General features: G+C 58.6%; 19 protein-coding genes and 1 other annotated feature. Of the genes, 11 read left to right on the forward strand and 8 right to left on the reverse strand.

Going from position 1 to position 21,195, the window contains the following annotated elements; genetic code table 11:
* Positions 1-29 precede the first annotated feature (29 nt).
* Complete coding sequence (gene nadR / locus CLM71_RS03030) at positions 30-1,292, forward strand: multifunctional transcriptional regulator/nicotinamide-nucleotide adenylyltransferase/ribosylnicotinamide kinase NadR (protein WP_105229691.1); 1,263 nt, start codon at positions 30-32, stop codon at positions 1,290-1,292.
* 116 nt (positions 1,293-1,408) lie between these two features.
* Positions 1,409-2,845, forward strand: a complete 1,437-nt coding sequence (locus CLM71_RS03035) for a glycosyltransferase family 39 protein (protein WP_105229692.1) — start codon at positions 1,409-1,411, stop codon at positions 2,843-2,845.
* A gap of 56 nt (positions 2,846-2,901) precedes the next feature.
* Here CLM71_RS03035 and ettA read toward each other — a convergent pair whose 3' ends face one another.
* The 4 genes from ettA to CLM71_RS03055 form a co-directional block, all read right to left on the reverse strand.
* Entirely contained in the window at positions 2,902-4,569 is a 1,668-nt protein-coding gene (ettA, locus tag CLM71_RS03040; protein WP_105229693.1) for an energy-dependent translational throttle protein EttA, read from the reverse strand.
* 322 nt (positions 4,570-4,891) lie between these two features.
* The gene (locus tag CLM71_RS03045; protein ID WP_105229694.1) at positions 4,892-5,386 is read right to left on the reverse strand and encodes an OmpA family protein; all 495 of its coding nucleotides are present in this window, start codon (positions 5,384-5,386) and stop codon (positions 4,892-4,894) included.
* Between the two features lie 37 nt (positions 5,387-5,423).
* A complete protein-coding gene (locus tag CLM71_RS03050) occupies positions 5,424-6,674 on the reverse strand; it encodes a diguanylate cyclase domain-containing protein (RefSeq protein ID WP_105229695.1) in 1,251 nt (416 codons plus the stop codon).
* Entirely contained in the window at positions 6,671-7,267 is a 597-nt protein-coding gene (locus CLM71_RS03055; RefSeq protein WP_105229696.1) for a YfiR family protein, read from the reverse strand. The genes CLM71_RS03050 and CLM71_RS03055 overlap by 4 nt, the downstream gene beginning before the upstream one ends.
* 476 nt (positions 7,268-7,743) lie before the next feature.
* On the opposite strand from CLM71_RS03055, the gene sltY reads away from it, so the two are divergent.
* Entirely contained in the window at positions 7,744-9,663 is a 1,920-nt protein-coding gene (gene sltY, locus CLM71_RS03060; RefSeq protein WP_105233206.1) for a murein transglycosylase, read from the forward strand.
* A 54-nt stretch (positions 9,664-9,717) separates the two neighbouring features.
* Complete coding sequence (trpR, locus tag CLM71_RS03065) at positions 9,718-10,047, forward strand: trp operon repressor (RefSeq protein WP_105233207.1); 330 nt, start codon at positions 9,718-9,720, stop codon at positions 10,045-10,047.
* Between the two features lie 17 nt (positions 10,048-10,064).
* Here the strand turns inward: trpR and yjjX are convergent, their stop codons facing one another.
* Entirely contained in the window at positions 10,065-10,595 is a 531-nt protein-coding gene (yjjX, locus tag CLM71_RS03070) for an inosine/xanthosine triphosphatase (protein WP_105229697.1), read from the reverse strand.
* A 103-nt stretch (positions 10,596-10,698) separates the two neighbouring features.
* On the opposite strand from yjjX, the gene gpmB reads away from it, so the two are divergent.
* Positions 10,699-11,346, forward strand: a complete 648-nt coding sequence (gene gpmB, locus CLM71_RS03075) for a 2,3-diphosphoglycerate-dependent phosphoglycerate mutase GpmB (RefSeq protein ID WP_105229698.1) — start codon at positions 10,699-10,701, stop codon at positions 11,344-11,346.
* On the opposite strand, the gene robA is transcribed toward gpmB, so the two are convergent.
* Positions 11,343-12,212: an MDR efflux pump AcrAB transcriptional activator RobA gene (robA, locus tag CLM71_RS03080; RefSeq protein WP_105229699.1), complete on the reverse strand. Its 870-nt coding sequence runs from the start codon at positions 12,210-12,212 to the stop codon at positions 11,343-11,345. The two genes, gpmB and robA, sit on opposite strands and share 4 nt — an antisense overlap.
* Before the next feature lie 458 nt (positions 12,213-12,670).
* On the opposite strand from robA, the gene creA reads away from it, so the two are divergent.
* The gene (gene creA, locus CLM71_RS03085; protein WP_105229700.1) at positions 12,671-13,150 is read left to right on the forward strand and encodes a protein CreA; all 480 of its coding nucleotides are present in this window, start codon (positions 12,671-12,673) and stop codon (positions 13,148-13,150) included.
* Positions 13,151-13,204: 54 nt separating this feature from the next.
* On the opposite strand, the gene arcA is transcribed toward creA, so the two are convergent.
* Positions 13,205-13,921 carry a two-component system response regulator ArcA gene (arcA, locus tag CLM71_RS03090; protein ID WP_105229701.1) on the reverse strand — a complete coding sequence of 239 codons (717 nt, stop codon included), beginning with the start codon at positions 13,919-13,921 and terminating at the stop codon, positions 13,205-13,207.
* Between the two features lie 629 nt (positions 13,922-14,550).
* Between arcA and CLM71_RS03095 the strand changes: the two genes are divergently transcribed.
* From CLM71_RS03095 to thrC, 5 genes are all read left to right on the forward strand, one after another.
* The gene (locus tag CLM71_RS03095) at positions 14,551-15,240 is read left to right on the forward strand and encodes a tRNA/rRNA methyltransferase (RefSeq protein WP_105229702.1); all 690 of its coding nucleotides are present in this window, start codon (positions 14,551-14,553) and stop codon (positions 15,238-15,240) included.
* A gap of 213 nt (positions 15,241-15,453) precedes the next feature.
* Entirely contained in the window at positions 15,454-15,522 is a 69-nt protein-coding gene (gene thrL, locus CLM71_RS03100) for a thr operon leader peptide (RefSeq protein ID WP_101815025.1), read from the forward strand.
* Positions 15,461-15,580 (forward strand) — a sequence feature (Thr leader region). (Overlaps the previous gene by 62 nt.)
* Positions 15,581-15,604: 24 nt before the next feature.
* The gene (thrA, locus tag CLM71_RS03105) at positions 15,605-18,064 is read left to right on the forward strand and encodes a bifunctional aspartate kinase/homoserine dehydrogenase I (RefSeq protein ID WP_105229703.1); all 2,460 of its coding nucleotides are present in this window, start codon (positions 15,605-15,607) and stop codon (positions 18,062-18,064) included.
* A 1-nt stretch (position 18,065) separates the two neighbouring features.
* Positions 18,066-18,995, forward strand: coding sequence for a homoserine kinase (gene thrB, locus CLM71_RS03110; RefSeq protein WP_105229704.1), 930 nt, complete (start codon positions 18,066-18,068; stop codon positions 18,993-18,995).
* Between the two features lie 3 nt (positions 18,996-18,998).
* Positions 18,999-20,288 carry a threonine synthase gene (thrC, locus tag CLM71_RS03115; protein ID WP_105229705.1) on the forward strand — a complete coding sequence of 430 codons (1,290 nt, stop codon included), beginning with the start codon at positions 18,999-19,001 and terminating at the stop codon, positions 20,286-20,288.
* Between the two features lie 48 nt (positions 20,289-20,336).
* Here thrC and yaaA read toward each other — a convergent pair whose 3' ends face one another.
* Complete coding sequence (gene yaaA / locus CLM71_RS03120) at positions 20,337-21,110, reverse strand: peroxide stress protein YaaA (RefSeq protein ID WP_105229706.1); 774 nt, start codon at positions 21,108-21,110, stop codon at positions 20,337-20,339.
* Between the last annotated feature and the right edge of the window lie 85 nt (positions 21,111-21,195).

Raw genomic sequence — 21,195 nt, forward strand, 5'->3', positions numbered from 1 at the left:
CGTGTTTAGCATATTGAACAGGAGGCGTGATGCGGCAATTTGATTATCTGAAGGTGGCGATTAAGCAGCAGGGGTGCACCCTGCAACAGGTGGCGGACGCCAGCGGCATGACCAAAGGCTATCTCAGCCAGCTGCTTAATGACAAAATCAAGAGTCCCAGCGCGCAGAAACTGGAGGCGCTGCACCGCTTTCTTGGTCTGGAATTTCCGCGTCGGGAGAAAAAGGTCGGCGTGGTGTTTGGTAAATTTTACCCGTTGCACACCGGCCATATTTATCTGATCCAGCGCGCCTGCAGCCAGGTGGATGAGCTGCATGTGATTTTGTGTTACGACGAACCGCGCGATCGCGAGCTGTTCGATAACAGTTCGATGTCGCAGCAGCCGACGGTCAGCGACCGCCTGCGCTGGCTGCTGCAAACCTTCAAATACCAGAAGAATATCCATATCCATGCGTTCGACGAACAGGGCATCGAGCCGTATCCGCACGGCTGGGGCGTGTGGAGCAACGGCATGAAGCAGTTTATGGAACAGCAGGGCATTATGCCGAGCGTGATTTATTCCAGTGAAACGCAGGATGCGCCGCGCTACCGCGAATATCTGGCGACGGAAACCATCCTGATCGATCCTGAACGTTCGTTTATGAAGATCAGCGGCCGGCAGATCCGCCAGGACCCGTTCCGCTACTGGGAATATATTCCCACCGAAGTGAAGCCGTTCTTTGTGCGCACCGTGGCGATACTGGGCGGCGAGTCCAGCGGCAAGTCGACGCTGGTCAACAAGCTGGCCAATATCTTCAATACCACCAGCGCCTGGGAGTACGGCCGCGACTATGTGTTCTCCCATCTGGGCGGCGACGAAATGGCGCTGCAATATTCCGACTACGACAAGATTGCCCTGGGCCAGGCGCAGTACGTGGATTTTGCGGTGAAGTACGCCAACAAGGTGGCGTTTATCGATACCGATTTTGTAACCACGCAGGCGTTCTGCAAAAAGTACGAAGGGCGGGAACACCCCTTTGTGCAGGCGCTGATCGATGAGTATCGCTTCGATCTGGTGATCCTGCTGGAGAACAACACGCCGTGGGTGGCGGACGGTTTGCGCAGCCTGGGCAGCCCCGGCGAGCGCAAGGCGTTCCAGAACCTGCTTGAAGAGATGCTGCACGCCAATAACATTGAGTATGTACGTGTCGAGTCCAGCGACTACGATGAGCGCTTCCTGCGCTGTGTGGAGCTGGTGCAGCAACTGATGGCGGCGGACGTCGGCCGGGTGAAAGACGTGCCGCAGGCGGGCTGATTAGCTGATTGTGCGCTCGCCGCAACGCCGGGCCGCGATATGCGCCGCTGTTTACGTAATGTTCACGCTGTGCTGATTACGTTAGGTTTTTTGTCACGATAAAGACAGTAAAAACCATGACGTATCGTTTACTTATTCTGTGGTTACTGGGCTATGCGGCGGCGTGGACGCTGCTCAGCGTTCAGCTCGATCCTACACTGCCCTACGACGCCGTCGAGGCGCTGAACTGGGGCCTGAATGCCGAATGGGGCTCGCCGAAAAATCCCTGGCTGGTGGGCGCGGCCATGCGTCCGGCGATCTGGCTGCCGGGCATACCGTTGAACGTTTACTGGTACGCCGGGCACTTTGCGGCGATCGCTATCGGTATGCTGGGCGTGTGGCTGCTGGCGCGGCGGCTGAGCGGCAGCAGGCGTCTGGCCTGGCTGGCGATGCTGACGCTCAACCTGTCCGGCATTATCAATTTCGACATTATCCCCTATAACGACAACTATCTGCTGGTGATGCTGTGGCCGTGGATGCTGCTGTTTTTCCACCTGGCGATTAGCCGCTCCGCCAACTGGTGGCCGGCCTTTGGCGTCGCAGCCGGTCTGGCGATGATGGCGAAATACTCCACCTTCGCCTTTGTTTATTTCATTGTGTTGTCGACGCTGATGGTGCCGCAGATTCGCCGCTGCTATCGCCAGCCGCAGTTTTATCTGGCGGTGGCGATCTGGCTGGCGCTGGTGCTGCCGAATGTGCTCTGGCTCTGGCACCATGATTTTGCCGCGTTCCGATGGGTGGGCTCGCAGACCCGTATGCAGCTTAACGTCGGTGTTCTGCGTTCGTTGTTGCTGGTGTTTTACCCGCTGTTGGTGCTGTGGTGGATCCTGCGGCGCGCCGGCGCGGAGTTGGGCTGTCCGGACACTCGGCCGACGCGGGTGCTGCTGTGGGTGTACCTTTTGCCGCTGGGGATTATCGCCTTCTGGTTCTTCTTCCGCGTCGGCGGCCGACTGACCGAATGGCTGCAGCCGTTCTTTATCGTGGCGCCGGCGCTGCTGGCCGGTTGCGTACGTCAGCTGCCGACGCGTTCGCTGCGGGCGGCGACGATCGGGCTGCTGTGTGCCGCGCTGGCGGTATACCTGGGCTACGCGGCGGTGATGCTGGGCAATGTGCGCAACGCCGGGCAGAAGATGGTGGGTATCAAGGCGTTCAGCGCCGCGGTGGAGCAGCACTGGCGGCAGCGCTACGGCACCGGACTGCGCTATGTCGGCGGCGCCTATTTATCTCAGTGGATGACGCTATATGCCGATTCTCGCCCGCAGGTCATTACCCGCTGGTCCAATGATCTCCAGCCGAATATCTATAATGCTCACCTTGATGCCGCACAGCTGGCGCGGCACGGCGTGGCGCTGTTCGGGCGGCTGGGGGAGACGTGCGCGCAGAACGATTTTGACGGTGCGCTGGTGCAGTGGCCGTCGCTGCATATCGACTGGCGGCAGGAGATGTCGTTCCGGGCCGATCCGCAGGAGGAGGCCCAGACGCTGTGCGTGGCGTTTGTCCGGCCGAACGGCTGAACGGCAGCACCAATAAAAAGGCCCGCGAGCGCGGGCCTTGGCAAAGAGAAGCGCGCTTATTTGGCGATCTTCTTGTACTTGATGCGATGCGGCTCCAGCGCGTCGGCGCCCAGCGTACGCTTCTTGTACTCTTCGTATTCGGTAAAGTTGCCTTCGAAGAACTCCACCTTACCCTCATCCTGATAGTCGATGATGTGGGTGGCGATGCGGTCGAGGAACCAACGGTCGTGCGAGATAACCAGCGCACAGCCCGGGAACTCCAGCAGGGCGTTTTCCAGCGCGCGCAGGGTTTCGATATCCAGGTCGTTGGTCGGTTCATCGAGCAGCAGCACGTTGCCGCCAACCTGCAGCAGCTTGGCCAGGTGCAGACGGCCGCGTTCGCCGCCGGACAGTTCGCCGACGCGCTTGCCCTGATCGACGCCTTTGAAGTTAAAGCGGCCGACGTAGGCGCGGCTTGGCATTTCGGTGTTGCCGATGCGCATGATGTCCTGACCGCCGGAGACTTCTTCCCACACGGTTTTCTTGTCGTCCATGCTGTCGCGGAACTGATCGACCGAGGCCAGCTTGACGGTGTCGCCCAGCGTGATGCTGCCGCCGTCCGGCTGTTCCGCGCCGGAAAGCATGCGGAACAGTGTGGATTTACCGGCGCCGTTCGGGCCGATAATGCCGACGATGGCGCCCTTCGGCAGTGAGAACGACAGATCGTCGATCAGCACGCGGTCGCCGTAGGATTTATGCAGATTGCTGACTTCGACCACTTTGTCGCCCAGTCGCGCGCCAGGCGGAATGAACAGTTCGTTGGTCTCGTTGCGTTTCTGGTATTCGGTGCTGTTCAGCTCTTCAAAGCGTGCCAGACGGGCCTTGCCTTTTGACTGACGGCCTTTGGCGCCCTGACGCACCCACTCCAGCTCTTTCTCGATCGATTTGCGGCGTGCGGCTTCGGCAGAGGCTTCCTGCGCCAGACGCGCGTCTTTCTGCTCCAGCCAGGAAGAGTAGTTGCCTTCCCACGGGATGCCTTCGCCACGGTCCAGCTCGAGGATCCAGCCGGCGACGTTGTCGAGGAAGTAACGGTCGTGGGTAATCGCCACTACGGTGCCTTCGAAGTCGTGCAGGAAGCGCTCCAGCCAGGCGACGGATTCGGCGTCCAGGTGGTTGGTCGGTTCGTCCAGCAGCAGCATGTCCGGCTTTTCCAGCAGCAGACGGCACAGCGCCACGCGGCGGCGTTCACCACCGGACAGGTGCTCAATCTTGGCGTCCCACTCCGGCAGGCGCAGCGCATCGGCGGCGCGCTCCAGCTGGGCGTTGAGGTTGTGACCGTCATGCGCCTGGATGATCTCTTCCAGCCGGCCCTGTTCGGCGGCCAGTTTGTCGAAGTCGGCGTCTTCTTCCGCGTACAGCGCGTATACTTCGTCCAGGCGCTTCAGCGCGCCGACCACTTCCGCCAGCGCCTCTTCCACCGACTCGCGCACGGTGTGCTGCAGATTAAGCTGCGGCTCCTGCGGCAGATAGCCGATTTTGATGCCTGGCTGCGGGCGCGCTTCGCCTTCGATGTCTTTATCGATGCCGGCCATAATGCGCAGCAGGGTAGACTTACCGGCGCCGTTCAGGCCCAGTACGCCGATTTTTGCCCCAGGGAAGAAGCTGAGGGAGATGTTTTTCAGTATATGACGCTTCGGCGGTACTACTTTGCCGACGCGGTGCATGGTATAGACGTATTGAGCCACGTTGCTCGAGCCTCGCTATATCGGTTTACCGTTGAGGGCTTTCAATGTGCGCGCCGATGGCCGCCGTTTGAAAGCCGCGGGAATTAATCAGGATGTCTGAGGCGGGAGTGTAGCCCGTTTTTGCGTTCGATCCCAGCTATCGTATGACGATCGCCAAGTATACCCGTCATACTTCAAGCTGCAGGTGCGTTGGCGGCGCTCAGTCACCCGAATCACTTACTTGAATAAGCTCATCGGGATTCTCTCCCTTGCCGCCTGCCTGCAACTCGAATTATTTAGGTATATCATGCAAATGCGCCAGGAAAGGCGCATTTTACGGCGGTTATGGCGTAACTATGATCGACACGCGGCGGTTTTCGGCGCGGCCTTTGGACGTGCGGTTATCGGCGACCGGGTCGCGTTTGCCCATGCCGCGGGTCTCGATATCGGCGCGCGGAATGCCGACGCTGGCCAACTGATCGGCGACGGTGTTGGCGCGGCGCAGCGACAGCCGATCGTTGTAGCTGTCTTCGCCATAGTTGTCGGTATGACCGTCAAGACGGAATTTAACGATGTTGACGCTCAGCAGCGCCTGCCCCATTTTTTTGACCGTTTCTGCGCTTTCCGGGCTGAGTTTGCCGACGTTATTACCGAACAGCACTTTATCGGACATGCCGAACTCCCAGCCTTTATTGGTCAGCTTGAACCCTTGCGCCTGCAGCAGCGCTATCTGCTCTGCCGTGAGTCCCTGCTTGCTCTGGCAGCCGGCCAGCGCCAATACGGCGATAAACATCATCGCCAGCAGTGAAAAAGGTCGTGTGAAGCGTTGCTTGATCATAATGATTCCCTGTTTTCCTCTTGATCGGTTGGGGGGGCTATTTTTGAATCGCCAGCCGCCAACCTCCGTGATAACGATGCTTCGCCTGGTACATGGCGTCATCGGCTTCGTGCAGCAATCCCTGAGGCGTTGCCGCATGATCGGGGTAGAAGGCAATGCCGATACTGAGTGAGGCTATAACCTGTTGCTGGTTCGGCAATTCCACCGGCTGCGCCATACAGCCGATAATTTTATCGGCGATGTGCGTGACGTCTGACTGCCGGCGCACCGGCGACAGCAGCACGGCGAACTCATCGCCGCCCATACGCGCCACCACGTCGCCGTCGCGCAGCTGCGAGCGGATGCGGCCGGCGATGGTGGTCAGCACCGCGTCGCCCGCGGCGTGGCCGTGGCTGTCGTTGACCTCTTTGAAACGGTCTCCGTCGATAAACAGCACCGCCAGTTTTTCTTCGGGGGAAATATGACTCAGAGCATGGCTGAGCTGGCCTTCAAAAAAGGCGCGGTTCGGCAGACCGGTCAGGCTATCGTGCGTGGCGCGGTGGGTCAGCGAATCATTTTCCTGCTTAAGATGCGCCTGCCAGGCCTCAAGTTCTTCCAGCAGGCCGTTAAAATCTTTGCTCAGCGTGTGCAGCTCGGCTATCGGCGCCGACGGTACGCGCTGGCCGAAGCTGCGATCGCTGCGCACCACGTGGGCGACGTTGGCGATATCATTCAGCGAGCGTACGATGCCGTGTAGCATACGCCGCGACAGAATCAGGGCGCACAGGGTGCTGAGCGCCAGGCAGGCGATAATGCCGGCCAGTCCGCGTAATAAAAAGCGCAGCAGGGTGCCGCCGTGGCCTCTCAGCCAGACTTTACCGACCTGTTTTCCTTCGTGATTGATCGGCAGCTCGATGGCCTCCGGCATCACCCAGCGCGCAACCAACTGCTCCAGCCCGTGCAGCGGGCCGTCTTTGGGGTGGTGCCAGTAGGCCAGCAGTTTGCCGTCCTTGTTCAGTATTTTGGCTTCCGAGACCTCTTCATTGGAGGCGATCAGCATCAGCACTTCGCGCGCGGCGCTGCGATCGTCGAACACCACCGCAGCCTCCACCGTGTAGCTGATGGAGCGGGCAATCAGATGCAGGTTGTGGTTGGCATAGGCGCGCAGCGCAAACAGAGCGACCAGCGTCAGGAAAATGCCGGCGGTGCCGACGGCGATCAGCGCCAAGCTCAGGTTCATGCGCTGCAGCACCTGGCCCAGCGTCGGCCGCGAATGAGCGGCGCGCTTTCTGCGAAACAGCCCGATCATGACGACCCCAGCTTACGCGCCAGTTGCAGGACGTTGGGGTGTACGCGCACGCCGCTGCGCGCCAGCGCATCCAGATTGACTTTAAAACCGATCTGCTCGCCCCGGGGCTGCAGGCAGAAGGCGCTGCCCGCACTGCATTCCGTATCATTTTCGCTGATGACGAGGATTGAATGGCCGGCGATGCGCGGGATCAGCGCCCGGCGCTGTGTATTGCTGACGTCTCCGAGATAGATCACGTCGCACTGCTGCGACAGTTTGCCGCTATCAAGCGGCAGTCGCTGCGTTTTAATCGGATGCGGGGCTTCCAGCAGCAGCGGGCTAAACAGGCCGTCGGCATAGCGCGTTTGCGCGGTAACGCACAGGCGAACAGGGTTAGGCGGCGTAGACCAGCGGGTATAGCTGATAATACCCAGCACCACGGTGGTGACGGCCTGAGTACGCGACTGCGTCAGTTCGCTGCTTTCGGTTGCGGCCTGCGAGCAAAACGGCATCAGCAGGAGCAGCCCGAGGAATAAGGGGCGAGAGAAAAATAAGCTCCGGAAGGAACCCTTGGCGGTGTTGGTTGAGCTGCTGGCGTATTCAGATCTCTTCATGGCTCATTTCGCCTGTTCCTGCAGCTTTACCTGAAAAAATTAATAAAAATCATTGCGAAAAGCGAACAATCGTCAAGCCCTGCGGACATTATCTAACCTATAATTTGCGCGGATTGTATTATAATCAGCCGCCGTTGTGCGGTTTATATGACAGTTTATAAGAATTATCTTACTTGTTTTTGCAAGAAGAAAAAATGCAGCCTGCCGCGCAGGTGCTTTTTCCCGATATGAAAGCTGTACACCGGGCGTGACGGTGGGCAGGAAGCGGGGAGATTCAGAATAATCAGGTGGTTTCCGGTGCCGTGAACGGACAGGGTAGGAGAATGTTTTGGTTGCGGCGCATCGGCAATTTTTGGTGAATGGATAGCGTTTTATGCTGTCTATGATGAGACAACAGCGCTCGGCGCAGCGCCATTCGCCCGCGGTAAGCGGCTTAAGACAAGACAACCAGCGAGGAAAGAATCAGTATGGTCAAGGTGGACAAGTGGCGGCTTCTGGCAATTGGCGTGTGTCTGACGGCTTTCTCGGGCGCGGCGTTGGCTGATTCGCTGGATGCCCAGCGCGAGCGTTATCAGCAGATCAAACAGGCATGGGACAATAAGCAAATGGATGTGGTGGCTCAGCTGATGCCGACGCTGCGCGACTACCCGCTTTACCCCTACCTGGAATACCGTCAGCTGACGCAGGATCTCGGCAGCCTCAGCTATCAGCAGGTCGGCGAATTTATTCGCCAGCATCCGACGCTGCCGCCGGCGAAATCGCTGTCGTCGCGTTTCGTTAATGAGCTGGCGCGTCGTGAAGACTGGCGTGGCCTGCTGGCCTTCAGTCCGCAGCCGCCGAAACCTGTTGCCGCGCGTTGCAACTACTATTACGCCGAGTGGGCGACCGGCGAGCGACAGGCCGCCTGGCGTGGGGTGAAAGAGATTTGGCGGTCGGGGAAATCGCTGCCGAACGCCTGCGATAAACTGTTCAGCGTCTGGCAGTCGTCCGGCGAGCAAACGCCGCTGGCGACGCTGGAACGGATGAAGCTGGCGCTGAAAGAGGGCAACGGCGGGCTGGTGACGCACCTGTCACGGCAGCTGCCGGCGGACTATCAGACCATGGGCGATGCGCTGGTAAGCCTGCAAAACGATCCGACCAGTGTGGAAGGGTTTGCGCGCAGTGTCGGCCCGACCGATTTTACCCGCTCGGTCACCCAGATTGCCTTCACCCGCCTGGCGCGTCAGGATGCGGAGAACGCGCGCGCGATGATCCCGACGCTGGCGCGCCTGCAAAAAATGAGTGAAAGCGACCGTCTTGAGCTGGAAGAAACGGTGGCGTGGCGCCTGATGGGCAATGACGCAACCAGCGAGCAGGCGCAGTGGCGCGATAGCGTGATCCTACGCAGCCAGTCGCCGTCGCTGCTGGAGCGGCGGGTGCGCATGGCGCTCGGCACCGGCGACCGCGCCGGGCTGAAAACCTGGCTGGCGCGCCTGCCGGAAGAGTCGCGCAATAAAGACGAATGGCGCTACTGGCGCGCCAGTATGCTGATGGATGAAGGCAACCGTCAGGAAGGCGAAGAGATGCTGCGCCGACTGATGAATGAACGTGGCTTCTATCCGATGGTGGCCGCGCAGAAGCTGAATGAAACTTACCCTATCATGGTGGCGGTGGCCGCCAAGCCGCGCACTTCGCTGGTGAGCGGGCCGGAAGTCGCGCGGGTGCGCGAGCTGATGTACTGGAATATGGACAACCTGGCGCGCGGCGAGTGGAACGCCTATGTGGCCAGCCGCAGCCAGCCGGAACAGGAAGCGCTGGCGCGTTACGCGTTCGAACAGAAATGGGCCGATCTGAGCGTGCAGGCAACCATCGTCGGTAAAATGTGGAACCACCTGGAGGAGCGTTTCCCTATTGCCTGGCCGGATGAATACCGCCGCGCCACCGAGGGGAAAGGCATCACGCAGAGCTATGCGATGGCGATTTCCCGTCAGGAGAGCGCCTGGAATCCGAAGGCGCAGTCGCCGGTCGGGGCGGCGGGGCTGATGCAGGTGATGCCGCGCACCGCGCAGCATACGGTGCAGAAGTTCGGCATTCCGGGTTACAGCAGCGCCAGCCAGCTGTTCGATCCGCAGACCAATATCACCATCGGCACCAGCTATCTGGAGTCGGTGTATCAGCAGTTTGACCGCAACCGCATTCTGTCGTCGGCGGCTTACAACGCCGGCCCGTCGCGGGTGAACACCTGGCTGAACAACAGCGGCGGCCGGATTGATGCGGTGGCGTTTATCGAGAGCATTCCGTTCTCGGAAACGCGCGGTTATGTGAAGAACGTGCTGGCTTATGACGCGTTTTACCGTCATTTCATGCATCAACCGGAAAAAGTGCTGACCGATGCGGAATGGCAGCGGCGTTATTGATTTGTGGAGCGTTATGGTATGCTGCTGTACTAGTTAAATAGTATGGTGGCCGCCATGACGCAATTATCACTGCACGATCCTGCTCTTTCAGAACAAGGCAATGAAGACTGGCAGCGTTTTGTCGCGCTGCTGCAGGGTTCCTTCGATCGGGATCTGCATCAGCCGCTGATGCAGCTGCTGTTGACGCCGGACGAGCGAGCGGCCCTTGGCACGCGCGTTCGGATTATCCAGGAGCTGATGCGTGGCGAGATGAGCCAGCGCGAGCTGAAGAATGAATTGGGCGCCGGGATTGCGACCATTACCCGCGGCTCCAACAGCCTTAAGGCGGCGCCGCCGGCGCTGAAGCAGTGGCTGGAGCAACAGCTGCTGAACGGCGCGCCATAGCGCCGTCCGCAGACGGTTCAGCGTGGCTGATGATGCTGATAAATCGGGTTGAGGAACGGCGCCAGCGCCAGTATCAGCGCCTGATGGTAAACGCTGGTGCGGCTCAGCCGCCCGTTGGTGAAGATAGCGATGGCGCCGCCCTGGCGCTTGATATCGGCGTTGCCGGTAATGGCCGCCATCTCACTGCCCAGCTCACGCCCGGCGTGAACTCCCTGCAGTACGGCTTCCGGCAGCATCAGGCTGGCGGAGCGCGATTCGCCGCGGATGTGCGGATTTTCGATAGTCATCCAGGCGAAGGTCATATTGTCTTCGATTCCCGCTTCCACGCCGACCCAAAAGTCGGCTTCCGGCCGTGCCTGACGCGCTTCCGTCACGCGTTGGCGCGCGCCGGTGCGGGTTTCAGCATTGCCGATGGGTTGCGGAGAAACGCCGCTGGCGACGTCGACGGGTTCGACATGGCACCGGCCGGCGCCGTAGGTCTCGTCAAAGGCCAGCTGAATAGCCTTGATCTTTGCCGGGTTGGTAGTTGCAGCAACAACATGGTACATAAACGGGTCTGGCATCCTTATGCTAAGAGCCTATCCAACGTATGGGCGGGCGTCCGCCCTGAAAGATAAACTCAAGTTTCACGCAGTATAACGGAAAAGAAAAATGTTACAGGTATACCTTGTTCGCCACGGCGAAACGGAATGGAATGCGGAACGCCGCATTCAGGGTCAGTCCGACAGCCCGTTAACCGCCATGGGTGAACACCAGGCGCAGCTGGTCGCCAGGCGCGTCAGCCGCGAAGGCATCACGCATGTGATTACCAGTGATTTGGGCCGGACACGCCGCACCGCACAGATTATCGCTGACGCCTGCGGCTGCGAAGTGATTGCTGAGCCGCGCCTGCGCGAGCTGCATATGGGCGTGTTGGAAGAGCGTCTTATCGACGGTCTGACGCCGCAGGAAGAGCAGTGGCGCAAACAGATGGTTGATGGTACGCCCGACGCCCGTATCCCTCAAGGCGAATCAATGAGCGAACTGGCGGAGCGGATGCGCGCGGCGCTGGAGAGCTGTCTGATGCTGCCGGAAGGCAGTAAGCCGCTGATCGTCAGCCACGGTATCGCGCTTGGCTGCCTGATGGGCACCATTCTGGGGCTGCCGGCACATGCCGAGCGTCGTCTACGGCTGCGCAACTGTTCGCTGTCGCGCGTCGATCACCAGCAGAGCCCATGGCTGGCCTCCGGCTGGATCGTCGAAACGGCGGGCGATGTATCGCACCTCGACATGCCCGCGTTGGATGAACTGCAGCGTTAACGGCGAATCGGGATCAGGTATTCGCAGCTGATCTCGGTCGGCGGCTGTGGCGGCAGGCGGCTGCCTTTCGGGTGGAAACGCTCAATGTCGTAGCCTCTGCGGCGCGTCAGCTCCAGCAATGGCAGGCAGGTGCCGTACAGCGTCAGGATAAAATCCTGCAGGCCGGCGCCCGGGCCTTCATAGCGGAACAGCGCGTATTCGCCGCCTTGCAGCGTGATCGGCTGCCCTTCGCTGACGGTATCGGGCACGTGGTGCGGCTCCAGCGCGGTGGTGTACAGCACCTCCTGCTCGTCGTCCTTTTCCTGGCTCGGTCGGGAGTGGTGCAGGCCGTACAACACCGGCGGCAGCGTGGTTGCTTCGCCCAGATAGTGACGCCAGAACTGTGAGCGCAGTTCGGTACGGAAGTTGGAAATCTGCTCCAGCGTGCAGGAGTAGCTCTGTGTCAGGCCGATCATCTGCTGCTCCGGCAGGGTGACAAACTCCGGCTGCGGCAGGGTGAAGGCGCCCAGGCGGATCGGCGGACAGATGCCGAACGCGTTCCAGTCCTCGGCCCGGCGGTACAGCGCAGGCGTCTGGGCAAACTGTTTTTTGAATGCTCGGGTGAAGGTCTGTTGCGAGTCAAAGCGGTATTGCAGGGCGATATCCAGTATTGGGCGGCTGGTCAAACGCAGCGCGACCGCCGCTTTAGACAGTCTCCTTGCCCGGATATAAGCGCCGATGGCGTTACCGGTAATATCTTTGAACATCCGTTGCAGATGCCATTTCGAATATCCCGCCTTGGCCGCCACGTTATCCAGCGCCAAAGGTTGGTCCAAATGGCTTTCCAGCCAGCTAAGCAGATCACGAATGATACCGGCTTGATCCATAGATCGTCCTCGTAGAGCTTTGGGGTCGGAACCCGACTATGTTAATTCATTACGCGGGTGCTGGTGATCAACGGCGAGTTCCCTGCCGTTTAATCCCGGTCTACTTCAAGCTGCATCATGACGGCGTTTGGTCACGCATTCTCACTCGTTTGGCGCTGTGCCGGCGAGCGGGGCGCTGCCTGATACAAGTCGAATTATTTCGGCATGCGTTGCGCGCCTGGCCTCTGGAATAGCGTATTACATGAAACGTTGAGGCTGAGGGCGTCTTTGCAGGCGCAAAGGAATAACGCCGCCGCATAATAACAATTTTTTTCCTCCGAGACTCTCAAAGATTTTTTTCACGCTCTGTGCTACAAAGGCGAAGCGTGACGGAAGGGGCTTATTTTTTTCTTCCAAATCATAAATAAAACTAATAATAATAGTTGGTTTATCGTTCGGGATTTGTTGGAGTTAACTAGATGAAAAAATTATGGATATTATTGTTCTGTCTGGCCGGCGCAACGGCCAATAGCGTACAGGCTGAGCAGATTGGTTCGGTGGATACCGTGTTTAAACTGTTTGGTCCGGACCATAAGATTGTGGTCGAAGCGTTCGACGATCCGGACGTTAAAAATGTAACTTGTTATATCAGCCGCGCCAAAACCGGCGGTATCAAAGGCGGGTTGGGGCTGGCGGAAGATACCGCAGACGCGGCGATTTCCTGCTCCCAGGTCGGGCCGATTGAGCTGAGCGAGAAGATTAAAAACGGCAAGAACAAAGGCAGCGTGGTGTTTCAGAAACGCACGTCGCTGGTGTTCAAAAAACTGCAGGTGGTGCGCTTTTACGACGCTACACGCAACGCGCTGGTCTACCTGACCTATTCAGACAAAGTGGTGGATGGTTCACCGAAGAATGCGCTGAGCGCCGTGCCGATTATTCCCTGGAATACCGCGCGCTAATCATGTGAAAAAGGGGACAGCTTGCTGTCCCCTTTCATTTGCGTCCGGTAAGAATTACTCTTCCAGCTCGCCGCAGAAGCGGTAGCCTTCGCCGTGGATGGTGGCGATGATTTCCGGCGTATCCGGCGTCGATTCAAAGTGCTTGCGGATGCGGCGGATGGTCACATCGACGGTGCGGTCATGCGGCTTCAGCTCGCGGCCGGTCATTTTCTTCAGCAGTTCGCCGCGCGACTGGATCTTGCCCGGGTTTTCGCAGAAGTGCAGCATGGCGCGGAATTCGCTGCGCGGCAGCTTGTACTGTTCGCCGTTCGGGCCGATCAGCGAGCGGCTGTTGATATCCAGCTCCCAGCCGTTGAATTTGTAGCTTTCAACCTGCTTGCGTTCTTCGCCGACGCTGCCCAGGTTCATGGTGCGTGACAGCAGATTACGTGCACGAATGGTCAGTTCGCGTGGGTTGAACGGCTTGGTGATATAGTCGTCAGCGCCGATTTCGAGGCCAAGGATCTTGTCCACTTCGTTATCGCGCCCGGTCAGGAACATCAACGCGACGCTGACCTGTTCGCGCAATTCGCGCGCCAGCAGCAGGCCGTTTTTACCCGGCAGGTTGATATCCATAATGACCAGATTAATGTCGTTTTCGGACAGGATGTTGTGCATCTCTGCACCATCATTGGCTTCATGCACGATGTAGCCTTCCGCCTCGAAGATGCTCTTCAGGGTGTTACGAGTGACTAACTCGTCTTCGACAATCAGAATTTGCGGGGTCTGCATATTTGCTACCTAAAATTGCCAACAAAATAGAAAACAGGAAGTACAGAAGCCTTTGTTTTCTCAGAGGAGGGCGGAGATATCGCCACGTTCCCTCATGCCAAATGACTAAAGTACGGAAACTCGTTCTTGATGCACTTTCCATCTTAATGTCAACAAGATCGCTAGCTTGGTGGGGATGCTATTCCCTTTAACCCCAAGGGTGCCAAAACGGCGCATATCCTAACCCTATTAACAGCAATATAACAGTACATGCCGAATTCATCACCCAACAAAACTACGCTTTGTTGACATATATCAAATTCAATTGTAGCACGTTAACAGATTTGTGAAAAACACTTACAGAACTGCCAGCTTAAGTCTCAGCAGGGGAAATTCTGTGAACGATTCAGCATTGCTAACCTCAATAGGTTACAATTTCCGAATGACTGGCAGTGAGACGGCAATAACGCCTTGATAATTAAGTTCGCCAAGAAATAAATTATATTTATATAGATTACATTAAATTTATTTACTCAATCGTCCGTTTTGTTATCTCACAATTAAATGTTGGCGTTTTTGTTACTGGATTGTAAACATTTTAGTGGTGAGCAAAACAAAACGCGTGATGCAGTTTAACGCCGTGGAGTACTATGCAGTTACATATCATTTTAGTAGCGCCAGCGCGGCCGGAAAACGTCGGCGCCGCAGCGCGTGCAATGAAAACCATGGGCTTTAGCTCGCTGCGCATCGTCGACAGCGATGCGCACTTACAGCCGGCGGCACGCTGGGTGGCGCACGGCGCCGGCGAGATCCTGGACGCGGCGCAGCACTTTGCCACGCTGGAGCAGGCGCTGGCGGATGTCGATTTCACCGTGGCCACCACCGCGCGCAGCCGCGCGCGTTTTCACTATTACAGCACGCCGCAGGAGCTGCTCGGTCAGTTAGAGGAGCGCCGGCAGTGGGCCTCGCAGGCGGCGCTGGTGTTTGGCCGGGAAGATTCCGGGCTGACTAACGAAGAACTGGCGCTGGCCGATCTGCTGACGGGCGTGCCGATGCAGGCCGATTACCCTTCGTTAAACCTGGGGCAGGCGGTGATGGTGTACTGCTATCAGCTCTCCGCTTTGATGAACGTAGCGGCACCGGCGCCGGAAGCGGCCGCCGATACAGGCCAGCTGCAGGCGTTGCGTCAACGCGCCGAGCGGTTGTTGCACCATCTGGAGGTTGAGGACGATCAAAAGCTGCGCGACTGGCTGCAGCAGCGGCTGGGGTCGCTGCCGCGGCGCGACACGATGATGCTGCATACGTTGTTACACGATATTGAAAAAAAATTAACGAAGTGAAGGCCGGCTTATGGCCGGTATATTCAGCGCGATCGTCTGCAATATTGCCGTATGACTGTTTTTTTATGCTGCAGTTTTGCCTTTTTGTCCGTTTCATCCCCCAATTCGCTGCTTGAACGGAAAATGAGCAAAAACAAGAAATAATTTGACTTGGGGTAGGGATTGCTTTAACCAATAGAGGGGACAGAGGATTAAATGAGACAGACAGACGTTATGCGACACATCAGCCTGAACACCACAATTATTACCACCACCGATACCACAGGTAACGGGGCGGGCTGACGCGTACAGGAAACAAGAAGAAAAAAGCCCGCACCTTAGCAGTGCGGGCTTTTTTTTGGCTTAAATTCGGGAGATAACAGAGATGCGAGTGCTGAAATTTGGCGGAACCTCGGTAGCGAATGCGGAACGTTTTCTGCGCGTTGCCGATATTATGGAAAGCAATGCCCGTCAGGGACAGGTAGCGGCGGTATTGTCCGCGCCGGCGAAGATCACCAACCACTTGGTGGCGATGGTTGAAAAAACGCTGGCCGGGCAAGACATTCTGCCAAATATGAGCGACGCGGAGCGTATTTTCGCCGAGCTGCTGCACGGCCTGGCGCAGGCGCTGCCGGGCTTTGCCCACGAACGCCTCAAGGCGCGCGTCGAGCATGAGTTTGCGCAGCTCAAGCAGGTGCTGCACGGCGTGGCGCTGCTGGGTAAATGCCCGGACAGCGTGAACGCCGGCATTATCTGCCGCGGTGAAAAACTGTCGATAGCCATTATGGAAGCGGTATTCCAGGCGAAAGGTTTCCCGGTGACCGTGATCAATCCGGTGGAGAAGCTGCTGGCGCAGGGGCACTATCTGGAATCCACCGTCGATATCGCCGAATCCACACTGCGCATCGCCGCAATGGGCATTCCGGCTGACCATATCGTGCTGATGGCCGGCTTCACCGCCGGGAATGACAAGGGCGAGCTGGTAGTGCTGGGACGCAACGGTTCCGACTACTCCGCCGCGGTGCTGGCGGCCTGCCTGCGCGCCGACTGCTGTGAGATCTGGACCGATGTTGACGGGGTATATACCTGCGATCCGCGCACCGTGCCGGACGCCAGGCTGCTGAAGTCGATGTCGTATCAGGAGGCAATGGAGCTGTCCTACTTCGGCGCCAAAGTTCTCCACCCCCGCACCATTACCCCCATCGCCCAGTTCCAGATCCCCTGCCTGATTAAAAATACCTCCAACCCGCAGGCGCCCGGTACGCTGATCGGCGCCGAGTGCGCGGATGAAGATTCACCGGTGAAAGGTATCACCAACCTGAATAATATGGCGATGATCAACGTCTCCGGCCCGGGCATGAAAGGCATGGTCGGCATGGCGGCGCGGGTGTTTGCCGTGATGTCACGCGCCGGTATCTCGGTGGTGCTGATCACCCAGTCCTCCTCTGAATACAGCATCAGCTTCTGCGTGCCGCAGGGCGAGCTGCTGCGTGCGCGCCGCGCGCTGGGCGACGAGTTTTATCTGGAGCTGAAAGACGGCCTGCTGGAGCCGCTGGATGTGACGGAAAATCTGGCGATTATCTCGGTGGTTGGCGACGGCATGCGCACCCTGCGCGGTATTTCGGCGCGTTTCTTCTCCGCGCTGGCCCGCGCCAATATCAATATCGTCGCTATCGCCCAGGGATCGTCCGAACGCTCCATCTCGGTGGTGGTCAGCAACGATGATGCCACCACCGGCGTACGCGTCAGTCATCAGATGCTGTTCAACACCGACCAGGTGCTGGAAGTCTTTGTTATCGGCACCGGCGGCGTCGGCGGCGCGCTGATCGAGCAGATTCACCGCCAGCAGCAGTGGCTGAAGCAAAAGCATATCGATCTGCGGGTGTGCGGCATTGCCAACTCGCGCGCCATGCTGACCAATGTGCACGGCATTGCGCTGGACAGCTGGCGTGAAGGGCTGGCGGAAGCACAGGAGACCTTCAACCTTGGGCGACTGATTCGTCTGGTGAAGGAGTATCACCTGCTGAACCCGGTGATTGTCGACTGTACTTCCAGCCAGGCGGTGGCCGATCAGTATGTCGACTTCCTGGCCGACGGCTTCCACGTGGTGACGCCGAACAAGAAGGCCAACACCTCGTCGATGAATTTCTATCATCAGCTGCGCGCCGCCGCCGCGGGCTCGCGCCGCAAATTCCTCTATGACACCAACGTTGGCGCCGGGCTGCCGGTGATTGAAAACCTGCAGAACCTGCTGAACGCCGGCGATGAACTGACGCGTTTCTCCGGTATTTTGTCTGGTTCACTGTCGTTTATCTTCGGCAAGCTGGATGAGGGCATGTCGCTGTCGGCGGCGACGCTGCAGGCGAAGAGCAACGGCTATACCGAACCGGACCCGCGCGACGATCTGTCCGGGATGGATGTCGCCCGTAAATTGTTGATTCTGGCGCGTGAAGCGGGGTACAACCTGGAGCTGAGCGATATCGAGGTGCAATCGGTGCTGCCGCCGGAGTTTGATGCCAGCGGCGATACCGACAGCTTCCTGGCGCGTCTGCCGGAGCTGGACGCGGCGTTTAGCCGTCGGGTGGCCGATGCGGCGGAGCAGGGTAAAGTATTGCGCTATGTCGGGGTGATTGAAGAGGGGCGTTGCCAGGTGCGTATTGACGCTGTTGATGGCAACGATCCATTGTATAAAGTGAAAAACGGCGAGAACGCGCTGGCGTTCTACAGCCGCTATTATCAGCCGCTGCCGCTGGTGCTGCGCGGCTATGGCGCCGGTAATGATGTGACGGCAGCGGGGGTATTCGCCGATCTGCTGCGCACGCTGTCATGGAAGTTGGGAGTTTAATATGGTTAAGGTGTATGCGCCGGCTTCGATCGGCAACGTCAGCGTCGGTTTCGACGTGCTGGGCGCCGCCGTTTCGCCGGTTGATGGCACGCTGCTGGGTGATTGCGTCAGCGTCGAGGCCGCGAAGCAATTCAGCCTGGAAAACGCCGGCCGTTTTGTCGGCAAACTGCCGGCCGATCCTAAGGACAATATCGTCTATCAGTGCTGGCAGCGCTTTTGTCAGGCGATCGGCCGCGAGGTGCCGGTGGCGATGCGGCTGGAAAAAAATATGCCTATCGGCTCGGGTCTCGGTTCCAGCGCCTGTTCGGTGGTTGCCGGCCTGATGGCGATGAATGAATTTTGCGAGCGTCCGCTGGATGACATGCAGCTGCTGGCGCTGATGGGCGAGCTGGAAGGACGCATTTCCGGCAGCGTGCATTATGACAACGTCGCGCCGTGCTACCTCGGCGGCCTGCAGCTGATGCTGGAGGAAGAGGGGAGCATCAGCCAGCAAGTCCCCTGCTTTGACGAGTGGCTGTGGGTGATGGCGTATCCGGGAATCAAGGTTTCCACCGCTGAAGCGCGCGCCATTCTGCCGGCGCAGTACCGCCGTCAGGACTGCATCAGCCACGGACGCTATCTGGCCGGCTTTATTCATGCCTGCCACACCCAGCAGCCGAAGCTGGCCGCCAAGCTGATGCAGGACGTGATTGCCGAGCCGTACCGCACCCGCCTGCTGCCGGGCTTTGCCGAAGCGCGTAAGGCGGCGCAGGATATCGGCGCCCTGGCCTGCGGCATTTCCGGCTCCGGCCCGACGCTGTTCGCCGTGTGCGACGACGGCGACACCGCCCGGCGGATGGCCGACTGGCTGAAGAATCACTATCTGCAAAACGATGAAGGTTTTGTTCATATTTGCCGTCTGGATACCGCAGGCGCTCGACAACTGGGATAACGCATGAAACTGTACAACCTTAAAGATCACAATGAGCAGGTTAGCTTTGCACAGGCGATCAAGCAGGGGCTGGGTAAACAGCAGGGGCTGTTTTTCCCGCTGGATCTGCCGGAATTTGAACTGACCGAGATTGACCAACTGCTGAAGCTGGATTTCGTGACCCGCAGCGCGCGTATTCTGTCGGCGTTTATTGGTGAGGAAATCAACGAAGAGGCGCTGTACAAGCGCGTGAAGGCGGCGTTTGAGTTCCCGGCGCCGGTAGCGAAGGTTGAGGACGACATCGCCTGCCTGGAGCTGTTCCACGGCCCGACGCTGGCGTTCAAAGACTTCGGCGGCCGCTTTATGGCGCAGATGCTGGCGGAAGTGGCCGGCGATCAGCCGGTCACCATTCTGACGGCGACCTCCGGCGATACCGGCGCGGCGGTGGCGCACGCGTTCTACGGCCTGAAAAACGTGCGCGTGGTGATCCTCTATCCGCAGGGGAAAATCAGCCCGCTGCAGGAAAAACTGTTCTGCACGCTGGGCGGCAATATCCATACCGTGGCGGTAGACGGCGATTTTGACGCCTGCCAGGCGCTGGTGAAGCAGGCGTTTGACGATCGCGAGCTGAAAGAGGCGCTGCATCTGAACTCGGCCAACTCGATCAATATCAGCCGCCTGCTGGCGCAGATCTGCTACTACTTCGAGGCGGTGGCGCAGCTGCCGCAGGAAGCACGCAATCAGCTGGTGATTTCGGTGCCGAGCGGCAACTTCGGCGATCTGACCGCCGGCCTGCTGGCCAAGTCGCTGGGACTGCCGGTGAAACGCTTTATTGCCGCCACCAACGCCAACGATACGGTGCCGCGTTTCCTCGACGACGGTAAATGGCAGCCGCACGCAACGGTGGCGACGCTCTCCAACGCGATGGACGTCAGTCAGCCGAATAACTGGCCGCGGGTGGAAGAGCTGTTCCGCCGCAAAATTTGGCAGTTGAAAGAGTTGGGGCACGGGGCGGTCAGCGATGAAACCACCAAAGAGACGATGAAGGAGCTGGCGGCGTTAGGCTACCTCTCCGAGCCGCATGCGGCTATCGCCTACCGCTTGCTGCGCGATCAGCTGCAGGACGGCGAGTTTGGTCTGTTCCTCGGCACCGCGCATCCGGCGAAGTTTAAAGAGAGCGTGGAGGAGATTTTACAGCAGGAGCTGCCGTTGCCGAAAGCGCTGGCGGTGCGTGCCGAGCTGCCGTTGCTGTCGCACTCGCTGCCGGCTGACTTCGCGCAGCTGCGTCAGTTTATGATGGCGCTGCCCGCCTGATTAACGTGATGTGATGGTTAGGGGCCGGTTATCACCGGCCCTTTTTTCTTACTGTTCGGGACGCTTGAATACCAGTTCGCCCGCCTTGGACGCCGCCTCATCAAAGGCATAACCTTCCAGATTGAAATCAGCCAACTGTTCTGCTTTGGTCAGGCGATTTTTGATAATAAAGCGGCTCATCAGGCCACGCGCTTTTTTCGCGTAGAAGCTGATGACCTTATATTTACCGTTTTTCTCATCCAGGAACACCGGCTTGATCAGCTGCCCGTGCAGCCCGGCCGGCTTCACCGCTTTGAAGTATTCATCCGATGCCAGATTGACCACCACATCGTCCGTCTGTTGCTTCAGCACTTCATTGAGTTTGTCGGTGATGCGATCGCCCCAGAAGCTGTACAAATCTTTGCCGCGCGGGTTGGCCAGCTTGATGCCCATTTCCAGACGGTAAGGCATCATCAGGTCGAGCGGACGCAACACGCCGTATAAGCCGGACAGCATACGCAAATGCTGCTGGGCAAAGTCAAAATCCGCTTCGCTGAAGTCCTGCGCCTGCAGGCCGGTATACACGTCGCCCTTAAAGGCCAGCAGGGCCTGGCGCGCATTATCCGGGGTAAATTGCGGGGTCCATTCGGCAAAGCGGGCGGCGTTCAGTCCGGCCAGCTTGTCGCTGATCTTCATCAGACTGGCGATTTGCGCCGGCGTCAGCTGGCGGCTGATGTTGATAAGTTCTGCAGATTGCTCCAGCAGCTCAGGCTGCGTAAAGCGAGCCGTCGCCAGAGGACTTTCGTAATCAAGCGTTTTGGCAGGTGAGATAATAACGAGCATGGCGCGACATCCTGTTGATCAAAGTGGAGATACTTTAGCAAAAAACGTGAGAAAAAGCGGCGATGGGTCTGATAGGTGCGGGGTA

Source organism: Serratia sp. MYb239 (genome assembly GCF_002966855.1).
Taxonomy (GTDB): domain Bacteria; phylum Pseudomonadota; class Gammaproteobacteria; order Enterobacterales; family Enterobacteriaceae; genus Serratia_B; species Serratia_B rhizosphaerae.

Coding starts and splice junctions, on each gene's coding strand:
- yjjX (WP_105229697.1), bottom strand. CDS start 10,595: ATGTACCATGTTGTTGCTGCAACTACCAACCCGGCAAAGATCAAGGCT.
- CLM71_RS03035 (WP_105229692.1), top strand. CDS start 1,409: ATGACGTATCGTTTACTTATTCTGTGGTTACTGGGCTATGCGGCGGCG.
- nadR (WP_105229691.1), top strand. CDS start 30: ATGCGGCAATTTGATTATCTGAAGGTGGCGATTAAGCAGCAGGGGTGC.
- gpmB (WP_105229698.1), top strand. CDS start 10,699: ATGTTACAGGTATACCTTGTTCGCCACGGCGAAACGGAATGGAATGCG.
- CLM71_RS03055 (WP_105229696.1), bottom strand. CDS start 7,267: ATGAAGAGATCTGAATACGCCAGCAGCTCAACCAACACCGCCAAGGGT.
- thrA (WP_105229703.1), top strand. CDS start 15,605: ATGCGAGTGCTGAAATTTGGCGGAACCTCGGTAGCGAATGCGGAACGT.
- CLM71_RS03045 (WP_105229694.1), bottom strand. CDS start 5,386: ATGATCAAGCAACGCTTCACACGACCTTTTTCACTGCTGGCGATGATG.
- yaaA (WP_105229706.1), bottom strand. CDS start 21,110: ATGCTCGTTATTATCTCACCTGCCAAAACGCTTGATTACGAAAGTCCT.
- thrB (WP_105229704.1), top strand. CDS start 18,066: ATGGTTAAGGTGTATGCGCCGGCTTCGATCGGCAACGTCAGCGTCGGT.
- robA (WP_105229699.1), bottom strand. CDS start 12,212: ATGGATCAAGCCGGTATCATTCGTGATCTGCTTAGCTGGCTGGAAAGC.
- creA (WP_105229700.1), top strand. CDS start 12,671: ATGAAAAAATTATGGATATTATTGTTCTGTCTGGCCGGCGCAACGGCC.
- thrC (WP_105229705.1), top strand. CDS start 18,999: ATGAAACTGTACAACCTTAAAGATCACAATGAGCAGGTTAGCTTTGCA.
- trpR (WP_105233207.1), top strand. CDS start 9,718: ATGACGCAATTATCACTGCACGATCCTGCTCTTTCAGAACAAGGCAAT.
- arcA (WP_105229701.1), bottom strand. CDS start 13,921: ATGCAGACCCCGCAAATTCTGATTGTCGAAGACGAGTTAGTCACTCGT.
- CLM71_RS03050 (WP_105229695.1), bottom strand. CDS start 6,674: ATGATCGGGCTGTTTCGCAGAAAGCGCGCCGCTCATTCGCGGCCGACG.
- CLM71_RS03095 (WP_105229702.1), top strand. CDS start 14,551: ATGCAGTTACATATCATTTTAGTAGCGCCAGCGCGGCCGGAAAACGTC.